At 38.8% G+C, this 20,533-nt stretch carries 18 protein-coding genes; 12 read left to right on the top strand and 6 right to left on the bottom strand.

Annotated features, from left to right (window positions below; all coding sequences use genetic code 11):
• Window positions 1-82 precede the first annotated feature (82 nt).
• Window positions 83-1,216: an Rpn family recombination-promoting nuclease/putative transposase gene (locus ACW0TQ_RS13815; protein ID WP_256704958.1), complete on the top strand. Its 1,134-nt coding sequence runs from the start codon at window positions 83-85 to the stop codon at window positions 1,214-1,216.
• 85 nt (window positions 1,217-1,301) lie between these two features.
• Here the strand turns inward: ACW0TQ_RS13815 and ACW0TQ_RS13810 are convergent, their stop codons facing one another.
• Window positions 1,302-2,312 (bottom strand): aromatic acid exporter family protein, encoded by a 1,011-nt coding sequence (locus ACW0TQ_RS13810; RefSeq protein WP_256704957.1) that lies wholly within the window; start codon window positions 2,310-2,312, stop codon window positions 1,302-1,304.
• 413 nt (window positions 2,313-2,725) lie between these two features.
• Between ACW0TQ_RS13810 and ACW0TQ_RS13805 the strand changes: the two genes are divergently transcribed.
• The 4 genes from ACW0TQ_RS13805 (at window position 2,726) to ACW0TQ_RS13790 (ending at window position 8,845) form a co-directional block, all read left to right on the top strand.
• Entirely contained in the window at window positions 2,726-4,261 is a 1,536-nt protein-coding gene (locus ACW0TQ_RS13805) for a C40 family peptidase (protein ID WP_455725780.1), read from the top strand.
• A gap of 321 nt (window positions 4,262-4,582) precedes the next feature.
• Window positions 4,583-6,088 carry a BCCT family transporter gene (locus tag ACW0TQ_RS13800; RefSeq protein WP_256704955.1) on the top strand — a complete coding sequence of 502 codons (1,506 nt, stop codon included), beginning with the start codon at window positions 4,583-4,585 and terminating at the stop codon, window positions 6,086-6,088.
• Window positions 6,089-6,548: 460 nt separating this feature from the next.
• Entirely contained in the window at window positions 6,549-7,856 is a 1,308-nt protein-coding gene (locus ACW0TQ_RS13795) for a hemolysin family protein (RefSeq protein WP_175297016.1), read from the top strand.
• Between the two features lie 182 nt (window positions 7,857-8,038).
• Window positions 8,039-8,845 carry a VLRF1 family aeRF1-type release factor gene (locus ACW0TQ_RS13790; protein WP_455725779.1) on the top strand — a complete coding sequence of 269 codons (807 nt, stop codon included), beginning with the start codon at window positions 8,039-8,041 and terminating at the stop codon, window positions 8,843-8,845.
• Between the two features lie 172 nt (window positions 8,846-9,017).
• Here the strand turns inward: ACW0TQ_RS13790 and ACW0TQ_RS13785 are convergent, their stop codons facing one another.
• From ACW0TQ_RS13785 to ACW0TQ_RS13770, 4 genes are all read right to left on the bottom strand, one after another.
• Window positions 9,018-9,482, bottom strand: a complete 465-nt coding sequence (locus tag ACW0TQ_RS13785; protein WP_289584333.1) for an SH3 domain-containing protein — start codon at window positions 9,480-9,482, stop codon at window positions 9,018-9,020.
• Between the two features lie 175 nt (window positions 9,483-9,657).
• The gene (locus tag ACW0TQ_RS13780; protein ID WP_042530531.1) at window positions 9,658-10,071 is read right to left on the bottom strand and encodes a Fur family transcriptional regulator; all 414 of its coding nucleotides are present in this window, start codon (window positions 10,069-10,071) and stop codon (window positions 9,658-9,660) included.
• A 15-nt stretch (window positions 10,072-10,086) separates the two neighbouring features.
• On the bottom strand, window positions 10,087-10,911 hold the full coding sequence (locus ACW0TQ_RS13775; protein WP_212928765.1) for a metal ABC transporter permease: 825 nt from the start codon (window positions 10,909-10,911) through the stop codon (window positions 10,087-10,089).
• A gap of 20 nt (window positions 10,912-10,931) precedes the next feature.
• Window positions 10,932-11,681 carry a metal ABC transporter ATP-binding protein gene (locus ACW0TQ_RS13770; protein WP_042530535.1) on the bottom strand — a complete coding sequence of 250 codons (750 nt, stop codon included), beginning with the start codon at window positions 11,679-11,681 and terminating at the stop codon, window positions 10,932-10,934.
• Between the two features lie 469 nt (window positions 11,682-12,150).
• Between ACW0TQ_RS13770 and ACW0TQ_RS13765 the strand changes: the two genes are divergently transcribed.
• Genes ACW0TQ_RS13765 through ACW0TQ_RS13755 form a run of 3 tightly spaced genes read left to right on the top strand, consistent with a single transcriptional unit; the run spans window position 12,151 to window position 17,554 of the window.
• Window positions 12,151-14,544, top strand: a complete 2,394-nt coding sequence (locus ACW0TQ_RS13765) for a 3-hydroxyacyl-CoA dehydrogenase/enoyl-CoA hydratase family protein (protein ID WP_193063569.1) — start codon at window positions 12,151-12,153, stop codon at window positions 14,542-14,544.
• A gap of 25 nt (window positions 14,545-14,569) precedes the next feature.
• Complete coding sequence (locus tag ACW0TQ_RS13760; RefSeq protein WP_193063571.1) at window positions 14,570-15,745, top strand: acetyl-CoA C-acetyltransferase; 1,176 nt, start codon at window positions 14,570-14,572, stop codon at window positions 15,743-15,745.
• A gap of 24 nt (window positions 15,746-15,769) precedes the next feature.
• Window positions 15,770-17,554, top strand: coding sequence for an acyl-CoA dehydrogenase family protein (locus ACW0TQ_RS13755; protein WP_193063572.1), 1,785 nt, complete (start codon window positions 15,770-15,772; stop codon window positions 17,552-17,554).
• Window positions 17,555-17,613: 59 nt separating this feature from the next.
• On the opposite strand, the gene ACW0TQ_RS13750 is transcribed toward ACW0TQ_RS13755, so the two are convergent.
• Window positions 17,614-18,414 carry an ion transporter gene (locus tag ACW0TQ_RS13750; RefSeq protein WP_193063574.1) on the bottom strand — a complete coding sequence of 267 codons (801 nt, stop codon included), beginning with the start codon at window positions 18,412-18,414 and terminating at the stop codon, window positions 17,614-17,616.
• Between the two features lie 225 nt (window positions 18,415-18,639).
• On the opposite strand from ACW0TQ_RS13750, the gene ACW0TQ_RS13745 reads away from it, so the two are divergent.
• The 4 genes from ACW0TQ_RS13745 to ACW0TQ_RS13730 all read left to right on the top strand — a co-directional run bounded on the left by ACW0TQ_RS13745 (window position 18,640) and on the right by ACW0TQ_RS13730 (window position 20,516).
• Window positions 18,640-19,113, top strand: a complete 474-nt coding sequence (locus ACW0TQ_RS13745) for a DinB family protein (protein WP_042530544.1) — start codon at window positions 18,640-18,642, stop codon at window positions 19,111-19,113.
• A gap of 19 nt (window positions 19,114-19,132) precedes the next feature.
• Window positions 19,133-19,489 (top strand): arsenate reductase family protein, encoded by a 357-nt coding sequence (locus tag ACW0TQ_RS13740; RefSeq protein ID WP_193063575.1) that lies wholly within the window; start codon window positions 19,133-19,135, stop codon window positions 19,487-19,489.
• A gap of 66 nt (window positions 19,490-19,555) precedes the next feature.
• Complete coding sequence (gcvH, locus tag ACW0TQ_RS13735) at window positions 19,556-19,936, top strand: glycine cleavage system protein GcvH (RefSeq protein ID WP_042530549.1); 381 nt, start codon at window positions 19,556-19,558, stop codon at window positions 19,934-19,936.
• 214 nt (window positions 19,937-20,150) lie between these two features.
• Complete coding sequence (locus ACW0TQ_RS13730; protein ID WP_042530551.1) at window positions 20,151-20,516, top strand: toprim domain-containing protein; 366 nt, start codon at window positions 20,151-20,153, stop codon at window positions 20,514-20,516.
• The last annotated feature ends 17 nt before the right edge of the window (window positions 20,517-20,533 follow it).

Below are 20,533 nucleotides of genomic sequence, written 5' to 3'. Positions count from 1 at the left end.
GACAAAAGAACATATGTTTGGTTAACTGTATTTAGAACCTCTTCTTGGTAAGTCCTCTACTAAAACATAAGGATGTGTTTCCATGATTTATCCTCGCAACGCAACACTATTATTCCCTCAGATATGCGAAAATGGCGAAGTATACAAAAATGCTATTCCTAAAAATGGTCCAAATCGACTGATGGACTTAAAAATTGATTATGCCTTTAAAATGCTGTTTGGTGATGAGCGCAATAAGAAGATTATAATAGCCTTTTTAAATGCTTTTTTTACCAATTCCGACAGAGCACAAATCCAGAATCTTGAATTTCAAAATAAGAATGCAGCTGACGAAGGCGAGAACACTTCTTTATCATTGTTTGTTGAGACAGAAGATAAAGAAGCGGTTTTTGTAGAAATACTTTTCCCGGATCAAGATACCCCGGAAAATCAATCTTTATATTTTTGGTCAAAAATGTACCGCCGGCAATTTGAAGCAGATTCAGATTTGGAAAGCCAGCATTCCGTGGTAACCATAAGCATCATGAATTTTGAAATATTCCATGAAAGTGATGAATTCCATAGCGTATTCAGATTGTCAGATAAAGATAAAAATATCCCGCTGACCAATCTGCAGGAAAATCAATTTGTTGAGATACCTAAGCTGATCCGCAGCTGGAAACAAGGAAAGTTAAATCTGGAGAAAGATACTTTAGCGAGATGGTTATTGCTTTTAGCTGCGGTGGATGCAGGTAATAATTATTTTCATCTGGATATCTATAAAGAACTGGAGAAACTGGCAATGGTTGATCAAGATTTAAATATCGCTATGAAATACTGGGGAGATATCAGCAATACGGAAAAAAATCAATTGACCTATCAGGACAGGTATCGACATATGATAGAACAGCACTTTTTAAAAGAGATAGAAAAATCAGAAGAAAAAAGACAGGAAGCAGAAGAAAGAGCAGCAGTTGCAGAGCTGAATTATAATCAAATGAAAAATCAATATAAACAGCAAAAAATTAAACTGATAGAGGAGAGAGAGAAAAGAATAAAAGCAGAAGAAAATGCAGTGCTTGCTAATCGGGAAGCGGCGAAGGTGGTTATCCGTTATGGAAAAGTCGTTGCACGTAACTTATTTGAACAAGGGATGGATAATTTATTTGTAAAAAATATAACTGGAATGTCAGATAAGGAAACAGCGATGATAAAAGAAGAATTAGACAGAGAGTAGAAACATTATTATGCTCTTTATCTTTGGGTAAAGTATTAGAAAAAGAAACAAAGTTATCTGAAAAATTTTGTTTCTTTTTCATAAATTATTCATCCAATGAGAAATAATCTTCTATAATTTCCACAATAGAAATCAACTCATAGATAGCAACTAATTCTATCGGCAATTTTTCTGTACTGCTCATTTGATTGGATTTTAACATTTCTTGAAATAGCTGATTGAGCTGTCCGCGTTTAGCAATCCATTCTTCTTTCTCAAAGTCGATTTTGCCAGCCAGCACATTTGCAAAATAACATACTGTTTCAAAAGCGTGTTTTTGTTTCAGTGCATCCCATTCAAATTTCATTGTAGGCTGCTCTGCTATATTAGTAACATGATATTGAATCATTCGCAGATAATGAATCTGCTGTCTTAATTGTGTTAATTCATCCTCGCGTTTTTCTAAAATATGATGGAATTTCAAATCCTTCTTTTGGTAGAGTGAAAGCAACTCTACTCTTTCAAGTTCTTTGTATACACTGCCGACTTTTTCATTTACACCAAAATCTAGAGGTGTTTTTGTGAAAATCAATTCATAATAACATCGCTTCATATGATTACTTAATTGCTTGCGGATAGGTACAATCTGTTTATCAATCGAACGATGGTAATTTGGCGGAAAAACAAACATATTTACCAGTGTGGAGACAGACAATCCAATTGTTGTTGTTGCCAGTCGAATAAGAAAGCTAAGAAAATAACTGTCGTCCACTAATTCAATCATTGCAATTGCTGTTAAGGTTGCAACCAGTAACCCTGCATGAAGGTTTAAGCGAAAGCAAGTGAAAATAGTAAGTATTGCAGCTAACATATAAGTAAACGGTGAATTACCGAATATAGCCAGAAATATAACGGCATAGGCAGCGCCAATCGCCGAGGCAGGAAAACGGACAAGTCCTTTCTTAATAGAATCTGTCACAGTTGGTTCAATTGTAACGATAGCTGTAATAACGGCAAATGTCGGCGGGAAATTGACCCATTTACAAATAAGCGCTGTGAAAAATACAGCAATCCCCGTTTTAATCACTCTATTTCCAATGATAGTTTGAACCTTCACGTCAATCCCTACTTTTCCTCATGTTAAATAATTTGTAACAAATAAATTTAATAAGATATTTTCATTTATTATATTGTATTGTATCATTTATTGCGTAAATTAAATGACGAAAAAAATTAGATTAGGTATATTTATTGGGGAGCACCAGACAAATCTACTAAAATGAAAAACATTGTCAGACGGGTGTTATTGCGTATTCTATGACGATTTTGAAAGAGTTTTGTCGTTATTGAAACATAAATGTAATATTTCTATAATATGCATGACATTTTCTTATGTTAAGCTTTACAAAGTTACAAATTAGAAGAAGAATATAAAAAATATTAATATAAAAAACTAATCGCAAATGTTCGGGAACTCAAATACATAGATAATATATTTGCGGTGCAAAATTTGAAAGCGGGGAATAGAAGTTGAAAAAGACAGTAATGACATTGACTGCGGCTTCCGTAGTAGGTTTGAGCAGTGTATTTTTTGCAGGGCCGGTAAAAGCAGAATCAGTAGAAGACCTGGAAAACAGACAGACTGAAGTACAGGATGATCGTGATTCTGTTCAATCTAATCTATCAGATGCTGAAAATCAAGTAGCAGATGTTTTAGTTGATTTACAAGATTTACAGAAAGAAATTGATGATTTAAATTCTGCTCTTCAACAAAATGAACAGAAATTAGATGAAACAGAAGAAAATATTTCAACTACGGAAGATGAAGTTAGTGAATTGGAAGATGCAATCAAAGAATTAGAAGAAGCAATTGAAAAACGTACGGATATCTTAAAAGAACGTGCGGTTGCTTTACAGCAAAATGGCGGAGATATTAGCTATATTGAGGTATTGTTCGGAGCACAGGATTTCAGTGATTTTGTAAATCGTGTTTCTGCAGTGAATAAAATTACTGATTCAGATTTAGCTTTACTTGAACAGCAAGAAGCAGATAAACAAGAAGTTGCAGATAAACAAGAAGCAGTTGAAACAAAATTGGATGAATTAACACAATTGAAAACAGATTTAACAGGAATTAATAATACAATTACAGAGCAAAAAGATGCTGCTGAGGATAAAGAAGCTTCATTAAAAGATAAAGAAGCAGATTTAACAGCACTTATTGAAGATTTAGAAATTGAAGATTCCCGTTTGGCTGCTATTGAGCAGGATGTAGCAGATCGTTTGGAAGTAGCAACTGCTCCAGCACCAGAAACATTGGTAGCAAGTGTCAGCGTAGGCTCTAGCGATGAAAGCAGCAATGAAGAAGCAGAAGCAGAGGTTGAAGAAGAAACTGAATCTGCAAATGAAGCTGAAGAAGAAGCAAGTGAACCAGAACAGCAAGAAACTTCTTCCAATGAAGACCAAGAAGAAACTTCTTCAAATAGCGAAAGCAATAATAGCAGCAGTAATAATAGCAGCAATAACAATTCTGAAAGCAGTAGTAGCACTGCGAGCTCAAATGAATCAAGCTCTAATACAAGCTCTAATACAAGCTCTAATAGCGGGTCCAACAGTAGTTCCAGCAATTCTGATCAAAATAAATCAGAACCTAAAGAAGAAAAAGCAGAAGAGCCTGCACCATCAACCGGTTCTGGAATCAGTGGAGTGCTTAGTGCTGCACAGAGCCAAACACACCAAAACACGTATGTTTGGGGAGGAAAAAGCCCTAGCACTGGTTTTGACTGCTCCGGATTTGTATCTTGGGCATTCGCTCAAGCTGGATATTCCATCCCGTCTTACACAGGTGCATTAGTTAATACAGGTACATCTGTATCTGCAAGTAATATGCAGCCTGGAGACTTAGTATTCTTCAATACGAATGGAACAAATGGCCATGTTGGTATTTATCTTGGCGGAAATAAATTTATCGGTTCACAAAGCAGTACAGGAGTTGCTGTTGCTGATATGTCACCAGGAAGCTACTGGGGCGGAGAATTTAGCGGAACAGTACGTCGCGTACAATAAATATTTAATCCCAAGGGTCCTTGCATGAAGATAAGCTTCATGTGAGGGCTTTTTTATATAATAAATTAAAAACTAATGACAAGTGGCTCTTTTATGTATCCATTCCCTGTATGAATGGAAATAAACTCCCTTAAATCTATTTATTTATTTCAAGCGGTTATTGAATTTTATCTGAATGAATGCGGTAATAATCTTCCTTCATAAGAGACTATTTCAATAACCAATCTAACCACTTCATTTAAATCGTTTACTATCTCGGCTAATGGGTATAGAATTATATATCCCATTTTCGCAGTAAATAAACATAGAAAGGATGGAGGTATGAAAAAAAGAAATAAACGTTTTTTAAATCCTGTATTTTTTATTTCTGCATCAGTAATTTTAGCATTCGTTATAATTGGTGCGTTTAATTCTACAGGCTTTCAAAGTGTAGCAACTCTATTATTTGATTTGACGACACAGAATTTTGGATGGCTCTATTTAATATCCGTTTTTGTGTTTGTCCTCTTTCTAATTGGCTTATCGATTAGTAAATACGGTAAAATAAAATTAGGTCCAAAAAATTCGAAACCAGAATTCGGTTTCTTTCCTTGGATTGGAATGCTATTTTCCACAGGCTTCGGCTCTGGACTGGTATTCTGGGGCGTAGCAGAGCCAATGAGTCACTTTTTTAATACACCATTTCCAGGCTTGGAACCGCAAACAGAAGAAGCTGCGAGGGTGGCTATGGGATATGCTTTCTTTAACTGGGGCATTAGCCAATGGTCTGTTTTTGCGTTAGTCGGACTGGTTATTGCATACTTACAATTTCGCAAAGGAAAAGACGGGTTAATTTCAACAGCAGTAAAGCCCGTTGTCGGAAATAACCCTATTACGGCCACTTCTATCAACTCGCTTGCTGTAATTGCTACTGTTATGGGAGTAGCGACTTCTCTAGGATTAGGAATTATGCAAATGAGCGGCGGTCTGTCATCTGTTTTTGGGCTGCCAGACGGGGTATGGATGCAAATTGCAATTGCATTAGCTATGCTTCTTGTTTATTTAGGTTCATCTGTCAGTGGTTTAAACCGCGGAATGAAATGGTTAAGCAGCATTAACTTATCCTTTTGTTTAATTCTGCTTGTCTTTGTTTTTCTGATGGGACCAACTGTATTTATATTAGAAACCATTGTGCTGGGATTAGGAGATTATTTAACTAACTTTGTCGAATACAGCTTACGTTTAACTCCGTATACTGGAGACACCTGGGTAGTAGATTGGACTATTTTCTATTGGGCTTGGGCAATTTCATGGTCGCCATTTGTGGGAGCTTTTGTCGCTCGTGTATCGAGAGGGCGTACTATCCGTCAGTATATCTTTGGCGTACTTGTCACCTCTCCTGCCATTGCCTGTATTTGGATCGCTGTCTTTGGAGGAACCAGCTTATATAGTGATTTGAAAAATGGAACGATGATTGCTGAAGCTGTTGATCAAGATTTAGCTGTCGCCTTATTTGAAACGTTTGGTACCTTGCCATTAAGTACCATCACTTCGTTGATGGCGATAGTATTGATTTTTACGTTCCTAGTTACTTCAGCAGATTCTGCAACGTATATTTTAGGAAGCATGACATCAAGAGGAAGTTTGAATCCGGCATTGATTACAAAATTTATCTGGGGAGGACTCATTACAGCTATTGCAGTCGTCCTTTTAGTTGCTGGAGGGTTAGAAGCGCTGCAGACAGCATCTCTCACATCAGCGCTTCCTTTTGTCATAATTATTATCATGCTGATGATTTCCTTTATTAAAATATTGCAGAGAGAAGAGAACGACAAGCTAAAAAAATAATCTGTGAAATAAAATAAACCGGCTGTTTTTTGATAACAGCCGGTTTATTTTATTGTATTAATATTTATCTGCAGCACTTTCATAGTCAAGTAGACACAGTGTGCCCCTTTCCATTATAATAAAGAATAAGAGAAAGGGTGATTCGATGGGAAGGTAATATGGAACTTTATATATGTTTATCATGCAGGACTATCCATTGCGCCTAATCATTTGGATTATCTGCGTGCAGAAAAGATAATAAGAGGATGTTCAAAAAGTTTTTATCCAATGGAATTGCGGAAGGAGTAAATTAATTTTCAGTGAGACGAATAATTGCAATCGCCGTCCTGTATTAAGAAGCTTCTTGATTTTCAAACACAATTGGATATTTTTGAACATGAACTTATAATAATTTTTAAAATTTCAGGAGGTGAAATCCTTGTGTAATGTTACACAAGGATCTTAATTGGACATATCGACCATGATTAATTTATTTGCGGTTGCTATTTTAATCGCATTAACTGCTTTTTTTGTTATGTCAGAATTTGCTATAGTAAAAATTCGAAGTACTCAGCTGGAGCCTCATATTGCAGCGGGAAGAGGTTCAGCTGCTTCAGCTAAGAAAGTCATTACCCATCTTGATGAGTATTTATCTGCCTGTCAATTGGGGATTACAATTACAGCACTTGGAATTGGGCGCTTAGCCGAACCGACATTTGAGAGAATGTTACATCCCCTTTTGGAGGAATTTAATCTTGGAGCAGGTCTTGTTACAACCCTTTCCATTTTTATTTCCTTCCTGATTGCAACGTTCTTGCACGTGGTTGTCGGGGAGCTTGCGCCGAAAACATTAGCAATTCAAAAAGCAGAACAGGTCACATTGGCTGTAGCCAGACCGCTGACCTGGTTCTATCGCCTGTTGTTTCCGTTTATCTGGTTATTAAATGGATCCGCACGATTATTAACCAAAGCAGTTGGCTTACAGCCAATGAGCGGGCATGAGGAAACACATACAGAAGAGGAGCTGCGTTTAATTCTGGCTGACAGCTATAAAAGTGGTGAAATCAATCAATCTGAAATGATGTATGTAAACAATATATTTGAATTTGATGAACGGGTAGCCAGAGAAATTATGACACCGAGAACAGAAATGATTTATTTCTCGACAGAAGCCAGTTTTGAAGAAAACTTAGAAACGATTCATCAAGGCCAGTTTACCCGGTACCCGGTTGCTGATCAGGATAAGGACAATATTATCGGTCTGGTAAATTTAAAAGAAGTGTTTACTGGAAAGCTGAGCAAGGATGAACCTGCGACGATTGAAGATTATATTCGGCCAATTATTCATGTATCCGAAGCTACCCCAATTCGTCATCTCCTTTTAAAAATGCAAAAGGAGCGCATCCATATGGCGATTGTCAATGATGAATATGGCGGTACGGCCGGGTTAGTAACGGTTGAGGATATACTGGAAGAAATCGTTGGCGATATCCGGGATGAATTTGATGAAGACGAAGTACCTGATTTTGAAACGATTGATGATACTACTTATTTAGTAGCAGGCCGTGTCAGCTTGGATGATATCAATCAAAAGCTGGGTATTACTTTGGAAGATGATGAAGTGGACACCATCGGCGGCTGGTTCTTCACCCATAACCTTGAAGCGGATGTAGGAACGGTGATGGAGGTTGAGGGGTATGAATTTACTCTGATTGAAAAAGACGGGTATCAGATTAAAAGAGTGAGAATCACTAAAACCTTATCAGAAGAAGAAATGGAACAAGATTAGAACGTAAATAAAAAAAGTTGAAACAATAAAGTTTGATGGTGAAGAAGGAAAGAGTGATGAAGCTCTTTCCTTTTTTATAGCTTAAAATAACTCTATCATATCCTTTATTCAGATATTAAAGTTTAAACTCCTTTTATTTTGGTTACACACTAAATAGATACTGATTTTCGAGGAGGCTTATCATGAAGGATATTCAAGATATTGTGAAAGAGTTAGAGAATGTGAGAGGAACAGGAGCAAATAAGATATTTACCATGTACCTAAATACAGATTTAAGCGACCCGGATCAGCAAAGCGGGGAGTGGAAGATTCATCTGAAAAATGGTTTGAATAATTTTGAGCATTATTTAAAAGAAGCAGATGATCAGGAAGAACTCAAAAATTTTAGGCAAATAAAACAGCGTGTGAAAGATTTTATGGGAGAAATAGAAAGAGATCTCATGCGCGGAGTTATCATTATTGCTTCAGCTGACGGCGAGGTCTGGTTTGCTGAGCGTGTACAAATGCATCTGCAAAATGAATTTGAGTGGCAGGAGACACCTGTATTAGATCAATTAAAGACACTGTCTGAAAAGTATCCGAAAACAGGAATTATTCTAGTGCAGCAAAATCAGGTCAAACTGATGGACACCAATCTAAATCAGGTAAAGGATACAGCAGAATATGAACTGGATGTGGAGGAGGATACATGGAAGATGAAACAAGGCCCTCGTCATGGCAGAGCGAAGCAGGGACTTGGAGCAAGCAGTGTACAAAAAGATCTATTCAATGACCGCTATGAAGCGAACCAATATCGATGGTATAAAAGTATTGCGCCTAAACTGGATAAGCAGGCAAAAGACAGAGAATGGAAACGTATTTTCATTGTCGGCGAGGCACCTGCTTCCAAAACACTGGAAACAGAAATGAATAAAGAGATAGAAGAGGTCATCTTAAAGAATATGCTGGATCACGAGGAGAGTAAGGTTTTAGATACTGTACTCGATTAAATAGATAATGATGCAAAATCTCTTAAACTATCTTCTCTATAAATAAAAAAACGAACTTAAATCTCTATCCATTCCATAAATGAAAAGGAGATTTAAGTTCGTTTTTTTTATGAGGATAGGAAGCTTAGATAATCCATTTAATAATTTCAGTCAAGAGAAAAAATCTTTTTAATCACTCAACAGCTTCCAGGTATCCGGCATTTGCATAGCCAGTGACGTCTTGATAAGAAATCTCAACCCATTCATACTCGTCTTCTTCACCGATAAGCTGGACAATATCCCCGTTAACCAGCGTTTCTACAACCTCACTGTCTGCGTTGGGGCTGCTTCGGATATTTAATACCTCTGCAGTAACCTCATACTCCTCTTCATTGGAGTCGCCAGTGTCCGCATCCGTTTCTTCAGATTCCTCCTCCGATTCAGAATCCCCCGATTCCTCATCTGTATCTGCATCCTCATCTGCTGCATCTGCTTTTTCCGTTTCTTCATCATTTTCCAATTCGTTTACTTCAGATGCTTCATTTTGAAAGTCGAAATCTGGATTGTTAAATTGTCTTTGCATCACTAAAACAAATACAATAAAGATAATTCCTGCGATGAATAATAACAATAATCGAAATTTACTACTTTTACGCATACTACTCTGCTCCTAATATAATTGTTCTAAAAGTAGTATACATAACTTTTCGACATAAAGAAATAGAATTTCCAAAAAAAATGTGTAAATCATGAGAAAAACTGCGGGTTTGCTCGTACAATAGCGAATCCGCAGTTTTTTTCTGATGTTTTATTCTTATATTAATTGAAACATGTTAAGCGTGAAGGCATTCCGGGCATTTGCCATAAATCTCAAATTTATGATCTTCAATTTCATAATTTGACAGCTCCGCAGAAGCAGAATCCATTGGACATACTTCAATTTCTTTTGTTTTACCGCAATCCTTGCAGATAAAATGGTGATGATGATGATGGCTGCAGCTTAGGCGGAAATGCTTTTCACCTTCTAAATCTGTTTTTTCTAATATCCCTAAATCATAATATAGGTGCAGGTTCCGATAAATGGTATCGAAGCTGATTGTCCCATATTTTTTTTCGAGATGGACAATTAAATCCTTAGCAGGACGATATCCATCCTCGGATGCAAAAAATTCTAAGATATCCTTCCGTTTTCCGGTAGTTTTATATCCTTTTTCTTTTAAAACAGTGATGGCATCTTGAAGATTCATCGAAAAAACCTCCGTTTACTTTCGTAGTTTTTTCATTCCTATAGCAATTAATAATAAAATTAACGACGTCATGACAATTGTTCCGCCAGGTGGAATATCTAAATAATAGCCTGAAATAATTCCAAATATCACGGCAATTTCACCAAAGAGAATTGACAGGAATATCATTTGTTTAAATCCTTTAGCGATTCGCATGCTTGCTGCAACAGGGAGTGTCATCAAAGCGGAAACCAGCAGCACGCCGACGATACGAATGGAAGCAGCAATGACAAGCGCTGTTAATACAATAAACAGCATATTGATCCATTTGACATGCAGTCCGGCAATCGTTGCTTGCTCTTCATCAAAGGACATGGTAAATAGTTCTTTAAAGAAAAGCCAGATAATGACAAGTACAAAGGCGGCGACTCCAGAAATGACGTAAAAATCATTAACCGTTACGGCAGATACAGATCCGAATAGATAGTTGAATAAATCCGTATTAAACCCGTCTGCAACGGAAATGAAGATAACACTCAAGCCGACGCCGGCCGACAAAATGATAGGAATGGAAATTTCCTGATACGCTTTATACACGGTACGCAGCTTTTCAATAAAGATAGAGCCGAGTACGGAAAAAAACATGCCGCTGTATATCGGTGAGATAACCCAGCCGTATACCTTCTCAGTCATCAGCCCAAATGAAATTCCGGCTAAAGTAACGTGCGATAAAGCATCTGCTATTAATGATTGTCTTCTGACAACAATAAAAGTTCCTAGTAATGGTGCGATGATACCGATTAAGATACCTGTGAGAAACGTATATCTTAAAAAGGGGTAAGTTAAAAAATCCAAAAGCATTGTCTTTCCTCCAACGATAATTAATGCGTAACCAGGCTGACTGGATGACCATATATTTGAGAAAAGTCTGCTTCTGTAAGTGATGCATATTCATCCGGATTTCCGTGAAAATGCAGTGTTTTATTTAAACAAACAATATCTGTCGCATATTGGGTCATTGTGCCTGTATCATGTGTTACCAGCAGTAATGTTTTCTTGAATTCTGTATTAAGCTTATAAAGCAGCTCATAAAAAATTTTTACATTTTCATAGTCGATTCCTACAGTAGGTTCGTCCAAAATAATCAGCTCAGGGTCGCTGACCAGAGCGCGTGCGATAAAGATGCGCTGCTGCTGACCACCTGATAGATTCCCGATGTTCTGTTTGGTATACTCTGTCATACCAACCTGGGCAATTGCTCCATGAATTTTTTGCTTATCTTTTTTGGTTAAGAATTTTAAATAACCAAGCTGTGCAGTAAGCCCGGAAGCAACTACTTCATATACGGTTGCAGGAAATCCTTTATTAAATGCATTTGCTTTTTGCGAGACAAAGCCGATTCGATCTCTATTTTTAAGCTTTTGAATCGATTGTCCGAAAACCATTATTTCTCCCGTTTCCGGTCTTTCCAGGCCGAGAATGAGCCGGATCAATGTTGTTTTTCCGCCGCCATTCGGTCCGACTAATCCCATGAAAGCTCCTTGAGGGATTTCAAAGTTTATATTATCTAAGACTTTACGAGATTCATAATGGAAGTTAATATTTGACATAGACACAACTGGTGTTGTCATCGTATTCCCCCATTCATTTTAAAATAATAATGGAACGTACTTTCAAGTTCGTACTCTACCTATGATATCGTAAGGATTTCTGTTTGTAAATAGGAACGATTACGATTTTTAGAAACACCTGAATGAAAATGCATATTAATATAGAAGGAACACGTTATGTTTAGCTGCGATTATTACTGCTGGAATAGCAATGGAATTCTTTTCACGCTTATTTTGAATAACGGTTTTATATAAAAGCTGTATGAAAGGAAGAGCATGTCAGCAGTTTTCAGGAGTAGGCCTTATTTTGAAAAAGAAAATAATAAACTTTCACTTTGAAACCCCTTACAAAAAATTGCTAAATATATTGCCAAAAAATTAATAATCCGTTATAGTATAAGTAATGTGAGATATGCGATTTGCCAATATCTTTATTTTTTGGCTTAAAAATGAATGAGCATTCATTCAAGAGAGGCTGGAGGATTGTGAAATGACTTATTCGATTAAACATGCAGCAGTAATAGGTTCAGGTGTGATGGGTTCTGGAATTGCCGCTCATTTAGCAAATGCGGGAATATCTGTAACAATGTTTGACAGAGTACCAGATTCCTTGACAGACAAGGAAAAGAAGCAGGGCTTTACCTTAGAAGACAGGCAGGTCAGGAATCGGCTTGTGAGTGAGAGTAAAAAGAAATTATTAAAACAAAAGCCGTCACCGATTACATCAAAAAAAAGCTTAGATTTGATTCGGATTGCCAATTTGGAGGATGATTTGGCATTATTATCTGAAGCAGATTGGATCGTCGAGGTGATTGTTGAGAATTTAGAGGCGAAAAAAGAGCTGTTTAAAAAGGTGGATGCACATCGCAGGGAAGGTAGCCTGGTTACCTCTAATACATCCGGGATTTCTGTGGACGCCATGATTGCAGATTCCTCAGAAGATATGCAGGAGCATTTTTTAGGGACGCACTTTTTTAATCCGCCGCGATACTTAAAGCTGTTAGAAGTTATACCGACAGAAAAAACGAAGGCAGAAGTGCTTTCCTTCATGAAAACATTTGGAGAGGATGTATTAGGCAAGGGTGTTGTCGAAGCGAAGGATACGCCAAACTTTATTGCAAACCGGATTGGAACTTACGGACTGTTAGTAACTGTCCAGGAAATGGAGAAGCAGGGATTAAGTGTCGGTGAAGTAGATTCGGTTACCGGCCCGCTTATTGGCAGACCCAAAAGCGCTACGTTCCGGACGCTGGATGTCGTTGGAATTGATACCTTTTACCATGTTGCGAATAATGTTTACCACCATGTATCCGACCCGAAAGAGAAAGCCATTTTTACGGTTCCGGACTTTTTAAAGCAAATGATTGAAAAAGGATGGATTGGTGCGAAAAGCGGGAAGGGATTCTATGAAAAGAAGAGGGATAAAAGCATTGTAGAAATAAATCCAAGCACGCTGGAGTATCAGGAAAGAAAGAAGCTGAAAACAGCTGCTGTTGAATTAGCTAAGCAGGAAAAAGGATTAAACAGAAAAATGAAAGCGCTTATTAATCAAAAGGGAGATAAAGCTTCCGATTTTATTTGGTCTATTATCAAGCCGGTATTATTATATTCTGCTGATTTAGTCGGAGAGATTGCCGATGATGTCGTCTCCATTGATGATGCGATGAAATGGGGATTTGGCTGGGAGTCAGGACCATTTGAAATATGGGATGCAATTGGCGTAAGGGCTGCAGTGGAACGAATACAGGATGAAGAGACAGCGGTGCCAAGCTGGGTGCTGGATATGCTGGAGGAAGGGGACGAAACCTTCTATAAAAAAGAAAATGGAGCTATTTACTTCTTTCATGAAGATGCCTATAAACAAAAGGACGTCAATAAGAAAGAAATCTCCTTAGCGGCAATCAAGGAGCAAAAAGGTGTCATCAAGAAAAATACCGGCGCCAGTCTAATCGATATCGGGGATGATGTTGCTTTATTAGAATTTCATTCCAGAAGTAATGCGATCGGTCTTGATATTATCCAGATGGTCAATGAATCCATTGAGGAAGTAAATAAAAATTACAGAGGGCTGGTGATTGGAAACCAGGGCAAGAATTTCTGTGTTGGCGCCAATTTAGCAATGATGCTGATGGAGGCACAGGATGATAATATATTTGAATTAGATCTCGTTGTCCGTCAATTTCAAAACATGGCGATGAATATTAAATATGCTGATAAACCTGTGGTGGCTGCTCCATTTAATATGACATTAGGCGGAGGGGCAGAAGTATCCTTGCCGGCTGCTGCGATTCAGGCTTCTCCGGAAACATATATGGGGCTGGTTGAATTTGGTGTCGGTCTTATTCCTGGAGGGGGAGGAACGAAAGAGCTTTATTTAAAAGAGCTTCGTAATATCCCAGAAGGTGTAGATATTGATTTAACCAAGGTAGCGAATGATGTATTTGAAAAAGTAGCAACAGCAAAAGTTTCTACTTCTGCAAGAGAAGCAATGGAGAATGGCTATCTCAATAAAAATGACCGTATCAGCAGGAATCCGGATCATGTTCTCCATGATGCGAAAAAACGTGTATTAGCTTTAGCCGATGAGGGATATGAGAAACCTGCGCGTGAGAAAATTCCAGTTGTCGGAGAGGCGGGCTATGCAGCCATGGTCATGGGAGCTAAATCGCTGCATTACAGCGGCTATGCTTCGGAGCATGATTTAAAAATTGCTGAAAAACTGGCCTATGTCTTATCTGGCGGAAGAATAAAAGAAGGTACGGAGATTGATGAACAGGTCATGCTGGATTTAGAAAGAGAGGCCTTCTTAAGTCTTATTGCCGAACCGCTGACTCAGCAGAGGATGCAGCATATGCTTGTGAAAGGAAAGCCATTACGGAATTAAAGAAAGTTCAAAGGAGGATACATCCGTGAAAGAAGCAGTGATTGTAGCTGGTGCAAGAACACCAGTAGGAAAAGCAAATAAAGGTTCATTGCGGAATGTCAGACCAGATGATTTGGCAGCGCTTACGGTGAAAGAAACGTTAAAACGAGCTGGCGATTATCAGGGTTCGATCGATGATGTGATTATTGGCTGTGCGATGCCGGAAGCAGAGCAGGGAATGAATATGGCCCGGAATATTGCCGGACTTGCCGGATTAAGCCAGGATGTACCGGGCATCACAGTAAATCGTTACTGTGCTTCCGGATTACAGACGATTGCTTACGGTGCGGAACGAATTATGGTTGGCGCTGCAGATACGATTATCGCTGGCGGGGCTGAATCGATGTCGATGATCCCAATGGGCGGACATGTGATTAAGCCTAATCCGGCCTTGGTGGAACATGCACCAGAATATTATATGAACATGGGGCATACTGCCGAAGAAGTAGCCAACCGTTTCGAGATTTCAAGAAGCGATCAGGATGCTTTTGCAGTACAGAGTCATGCACGTGCTGCTAAAGCCATAGAGGACGGTTTATTTCAAGAGGAGATCGTTCCAGTAGAGGTGAAGGAGCGCTATGTCGGGAAGAACAATAAGATTGAAGAGAAATCATTTTCCTTTGAAATGGATGAGGGCGTCCGGGCAGGAACGAATGCAGAGACACTCCGTTCCCTGCGTCCAGCCTTCCATATAAAAGGCAGTGTCACGGCCGGGAATGCTTCTCAAATGAGTGACGGAGCAGCCTCTGTTTTATTGATGGATAAAGAGAAAGCAGAAGCGGAAGGACTCACACCGATTTTAAAATTCCGCTCCTTTGCAGTAGCTGGCGTAGCACCGGAAATCATGGGAGTCGGACCGGTGGAGGCGATTCCGAAAGCAGTGAAAATGGCAGGGTTGGAATTATCGGATATCGGTTTATTTGAATTAAATGAAGCTTTTGCTTCCCAGGCACTTCGAGTTATCCGGGCGTTAGATCTAGATACGGCTAAAGTGAATGTAAATGGCGGTGCCATTGCATTAGGGCATCCGCTGGGCTGTACAGGAACCAAGCTGACAGTCAGTTTAATGCATGAAATGAAGCGGAGAAACGAGCAATTCGGAATTGTAACGATGTGTATTGGCGGCGGGATGGGAGCAGCCGGTGTATTTGAACTTCTATAATCTATTTGAAAAGGGGAAATTGCGATGAGTGAAACAAAAGAAAGACTATTTAAAGGCGGCGGTTTTTTAGTAGAGGATATTACGGCAGAAGACATTATCACACCGGAAGATTTTACCGATGAGCACAAGATGATTGCGAAAACAACGGAGGATTTTGTATTAGGAGAGGTCGTTCCTAAAATCGATAATCTGGAAAATCAAGAATTTGAGCATTCCGTGGATTTGCTGAAAAAAGCCGGGGAATTAGGCTTATTAGGTGCTGATGTTCCGGAGGCATATGGAGGACTCGCATTAGATAAAATCAGTTCTTCCTTGATTGCAGAGAAGTTCTCCCGCGCCGGCGGTTTCTCTATTACGCATGGCGCACATGTCGGAATCGGCTCGCTGCCAATCGTCTTCTTTGGGAACGATGCACAGAAGGAAAAATATCTTCCTAAATTAGCCACTGGTGAGTTAATTGCTGCGTATGCACTGACTGAGCCAAGTTCAGGTTCTGATGCGCTTGGTGCAAAAGCAACAGCCAAACTAAATGATGCCGGCACGCATTATATTTTAAATGGCGAGAAGCAGTGGATTACCAACTCTGCTTTTGCAGATGTCTTTATCGTCTACGCTAAAATTGACGGCGAGCATTTCAGTGCCTTTATTGTGGAAAGAGAATATCCGGGTGTATCTACAGGGCCGGAAGAAAAGAAAATGGGAATCAAGAGCTCTTCTACAAGAACACTGGTCTTAGAGGATGCCGAGGTTCCAGTAGAAAATCTGCTTGGTGAAAAAGGCCGCGGACACGTGATTGCTTTTAATATTTTGAATGTCGGCCGCTATAAATTGGCTGTCGGCGGTATCGGAGCATCGAAGCGTACTCTGGAATTAGCTGTAAAATATGCAAGTGAGCGCAAGCAGTTCCAAACACCGATTTCAAGCTTTTCGCTGACTCAGGAAAAATTAGCAACGATTGCTTCCAAACTGTATGCCAATGAAAGTGCCGTTTACCGGATTGTCGGATTATTTGAACAGCGGATGGGCGCATTATCTGAAGAGCAGCTGCAGGATGGACGTGAGGTTGCCAGGGCAATCGCGGAGTATCAAATTGAATGCTCGATGGCAAAATACATGGTTTCTGAATTGTTGGATTATGCAGTGGACGAAGCCGTTCAGCTCCATGGCGGATACGGATTTATGCAGGAATACGAAGTAGAAAGAATTTATCGCGATTCCCGTATTAACCGTATTTTTGAAGGAACGAATGAAATCAATCGCCTGCTTGTGCCGGGAACATTGCTGAAAAAAGCAATGAAAGGTGAGCTGCCATTATTGGAAAAGGCACAGGGACTGCAGGAAGAATTAATGATGATGATGCCGGAGGAAGTCGGCACAGAAGCCTTAGAGCAGGAAAAATATTTATTGAGGAACGCGAAAAAGCTCATCTTGCTCGGAGCTGGATTGGCAGCACAGAAATACGGCAAAAAATTAGACCGGGAGCAGGAAATCCTTGTTAAATTAGCAGACATGACAGCAGAGGTATTTAATATGGAATCTGCTATCCTTCGTACGGAAAAAGCCATTTCCAATGCCGGTTCAGAAAAAGCACAGCTGAAATTACTATATACGGAAGTGTATGTACAGGAAGCATTTAACAGAATGGAAGCAGCAGCAAAAGAAATTCTGATTACTGCGGAAGAAGGGGATTCACTGCGCGTCATGCTATCTTCTTTACGTAAGCTGACAAGGCATACACCAATCAATGTAGTTAAGAAGAAACGTGACATTGCTGCGAAGATTATTGAGGAAGAAAAATATATTGTTTAACTAACACAAAGGAGCTGTCGCAAAATGCATAGGATGCATTTGATGACAGCTCCCGTGTTCTAATCCCTCGTGGATTTTTCTTTTAATAAAGCTTTAATTTCTTTCAGCTCTTTTTCCATTTCTTCCAACTTTAAATCAGTTGGCGATGGTGTCTCTTCCCGGCTTGCTTCTTCCACATTATTGACAACAACCCCGACAAATAAATTAATAATAACGAATGCGCCAATTAAAATAAAGGTTACAAAATACCACCAGGAGGAAGGATCTTGTTCTAAAATAGGGTACATCACACCACTTGCCCATGACTCTAATGTAATTACCTGAAATAAGGTGAGCAGGGTTCGATGCAAAGAACCGAAGTATTCAGGAGAAATGGATGCAAAAAGAGTGGTACCAATAACGGCATAGACATAGAAGAACAGCCCTAAAAGAATCATGATTGTTCCCATCGAAGGTATCGTCAGCAGTAACGCATTAACCATTTTTCTTAAGGACGGAATAATCGATATCGCTCTTAATACACGAAGAACTCTCAGGATACGTAATACCATGATGTAACTTGAGCCGAGGAATACGAAACTGGCCGATATAATGATGAAATCGAACACATTCCACGGGCTCTTAAAAAAAGCTGTAAGAGAAGAGCTTCCTATTAATCTAATAATAATTTCAATTGTAAATACAGCTAATAATAAAGTATCCAGCCAATAAATGATAGAAGGGAATTGATTGGAAATAGCAGGGTACGTTTCAAAGCCTACAATAATAGCATTAAAGATAATTAATCCGATAATCGTGTTCGTAAATATTTTGTTTTCTGCAATCGCAGCACATTTTGCTTGAAAAGAATTTTTTATCATAATAAATATCCTCTCTCTATTAAGTGTTCATCCGATATGTAAAATAATTTGAATTACAATTTAAAAGACCTCTTTTTTCCACAACTATTATTGTACGAATACTTTTTTATTTTGTCACTTCTGATTACATTTACGGCCAGCAGATATGGATTCAATATATTGGATTAAAGCAGAAGTTTCGTGGTACGCTAATAAAAAAGAAACATTATCTTAGGAGGGACTAGCATGTATCGAAATTTAAATGATTTTTTAACAGAATGGTCACAGTCTGCTGATGGTACAAAATCTGTATTAAAAGCTTTAGAGGATGACAAATTAAATCAGTCAATAGTAGAAGGACATAACAGCCTTGGCTGGCTGGGCTGGCATTTGGTGAATAGTCCTGTTTTCTTTATGAGCCTGGTCGGAATTGATTTAGACTCTTCTTATGATCCAGACGCCGTTCCAACAAAAGCAAGTGACATACTGGAAGCATATGAGGATATCTCAACTAGCGTTGCAGAGAAAGCAAAAGAGCAGCTGACGGATGAAGCATTAGTAAATGAAGTAGGTGATTTCGGCGGACCTGCTCCGAAAGGAAGTATTTTACGTATGCTGGTCAGTCATCAAATCCATCATCGCGGTCAGATGACTGTGCTGCTTAGACAGGCTGGCCTAGAGGTGCCCGGCGTTATGGGACCAACGAAAGAGGATCAATAGAAGAAGCGGAGGAAGAATAATGACATTATCTTTTTATTGGTATTCGAAATGCGGCACCTGTCGAAATGCAAAAAAATGGCTGGATGCAAACCAAATTGATTATAAGGCGATTCCGATTGCTGAAGAGCCTCCAAGTGCGAATGAACTGCTGTCTTGGATGGAAACAAGCGACCTGCCGCCTAAAAAATTCTTTAATACCAGCGGTAAAAAATATCGGGAATTAAATTTGAAAGAAAGAATAAATGATTTATCCCCGCAGGAAATGGCGGAGATTTTAGCTTCTGATGGTATGCTCATCAAAAGACCGGTCTTAACCGACGGCAAGAAAGTAACTGTCGGATTTAAAGAAGAAACCTATGAATCTGTCTGGAAATAGTGCTAGAAATGTAACTGACTTCCATGTATAGTTGAAGAGAATAAAGTTTTGTTGGAGGGATACGAAATGAGCTTGCCAAATGATTATTTATATTCAAAAGAACATGAATGGGTAAAAAAAGAAGATGGAAAAGTTCGTATAGGAATTACAGACTTTGCACAGGATGAGCTTGGCGATATTGTTTTCGTAGAATTACCGGAAGTCGGCGATTCTTTAGAGCTGGAAGAGCCATTTGGAAGTGTGGAATCTGTTAAAACGGTATCCGAGCTGTATGCTCCAGTCAGCGGAAAAGTGGTAGAAGTAAATGAAGAACTGGAAGACAGCCCAGAGCTTGTGAATGAATCACCGCATGAAAAAGCATGGATGATTGTTATTGAACTTGAGAATGAAGCAGATTTAGAGGAATTATTAGATTCGAAAGCATACCAGGAATTTATCGAAGGATAATAAAATTACATTACACCTATTTTAGAGAAAGAGAAAATACAGGCGCTGCTCCTGAATTTTCAAAAAAGGCTCTAAAAATAGGTGAAAAAGAGCTGACTTTTCCACATTCGTGTATAGTTAGCTCTTTTCTTTTCATATAATATAGAAAAAGCATAGGATAGGATTAGGTTAAAAAAGATGTTTACCTAATCACTTCGATAAGGAGTGCAAAACGATGATGGAAGATGATTACAACAAAGTCATAATCGTTGAAGGGTTATCTGATAAAAAGCATCTAGAAAAAATTCTTGACGACAATACCATCACCATTGTTTGTACAAATGGAACCATCGGTGTAGAAAAATTTGAAGAGCTGTTGGAATATTATCATTTGGACGATACAGATGTATTTATTCTGGTGGACGAGGATGATTCGGGAATGAAACTCCGAAAACAGCTAGCCAGGGAACTGCCGCACGCAGAGCATATTTATGTAAGCAGTGAATTTCGTGAGGTTGCCGCCACCCCAAAAAGAATGTTGGCAAGTATTCTGGCAGGAAAACGCATTGGAATCAATCTCAATTACCTTGCAAAATGGTAACGTAAAACGTTAAAATA

The organism is Oceanobacillus sp. M60, from assembly GCF_053839645.1.
The sequence above is the reverse complement of the archived record's forward strand: the minus strand, read 5'-3'. Positions and strand labels throughout refer to the sequence as shown.

Excerpts from the sequence above, each read along its gene's own strand:
- ACW0TQ_RS13815 (WP_256704958.1), top strand. The coding sequence starts at position 83 with ATGATTTATCCTCGCAACGCAACACTATTATTCCCTCAGATATGCGAA.
- ACW0TQ_RS13800 (WP_256704955.1), top strand. The coding sequence starts at position 4,583 with ATGAAAAAAAGAAATAAACGTTTTTTAAATCCTGTATTTTTTATTTCT.
- ACW0TQ_RS13795 (WP_175297016.1), top strand. The coding sequence starts at position 6,549 with ATGATTAATTTATTTGCGGTTGCTATTTTAATCGCATTAACTGCTTTT.
- ACW0TQ_RS13790 (WP_455725779.1), top strand. The coding sequence starts at position 8,039 with ATGAAGGATATTCAAGATATTGTGAAAGAGTTAGAGAATGTGAGAGGA.
- ACW0TQ_RS13785 (WP_289584333.1), bottom strand. The coding sequence starts at position 9,482 with ATGCGTAAAAGTAGTAAATTTCGATTATTGTTATTATTCATCGCAGGA.
- ACW0TQ_RS13780 (WP_042530531.1), bottom strand. The coding sequence starts at position 10,071 with ATGAATCTTCAAGATGCCATCACTGTTTTAAAAGAAAAAGGATATAAA.
- ACW0TQ_RS13775 (WP_212928765.1), bottom strand. The coding sequence starts at position 10,911 with ATGCTTTTGGATTTTTTAACTTACCCCTTTTTAAGATATACGTTTCTC.
- ACW0TQ_RS13770 (WP_042530535.1), bottom strand. The coding sequence starts at position 11,681 with ATGACAACACCAGTTGTGTCTATGTCAAATATTAACTTCCATTATGAA.
- ACW0TQ_RS13765 (WP_193063569.1), top strand. The coding sequence starts at position 12,151 with ATGACTTATTCGATTAAACATGCAGCAGTAATAGGTTCAGGTGTGATG.
- ACW0TQ_RS13755 (WP_193063572.1), top strand. The coding sequence starts at position 15,770 with ATGAGTGAAACAAAAGAAAGACTATTTAAAGGCGGCGGTTTTTTAGTA.
- ACW0TQ_RS13750 (WP_193063574.1), bottom strand. The coding sequence starts at position 18,414 with ATGATAAAAAATTCTTTTCAAGCAAAATGTGCTGCGATTGCAGAAAAC.
- ACW0TQ_RS13745 (WP_042530544.1), top strand. The coding sequence starts at position 18,640 with ATGTATCGAAATTTAAATGATTTTTTAACAGAATGGTCACAGTCTGCT.
- ACW0TQ_RS13740 (WP_193063575.1), top strand. The coding sequence starts at position 19,133 with ATGACATTATCTTTTTATTGGTATTCGAAATGCGGCACCTGTCGAAAT.
- gcvH (WP_042530549.1), top strand. The coding sequence starts at position 19,556 with ATGAGCTTGCCAAATGATTATTTATATTCAAAAGAACATGAATGGGTA.
- ACW0TQ_RS13730 (WP_042530551.1), top strand. The coding sequence starts at position 20,151 with ATGATGGAAGATGATTACAACAAAGTCATAATCGTTGAAGGGTTATCT.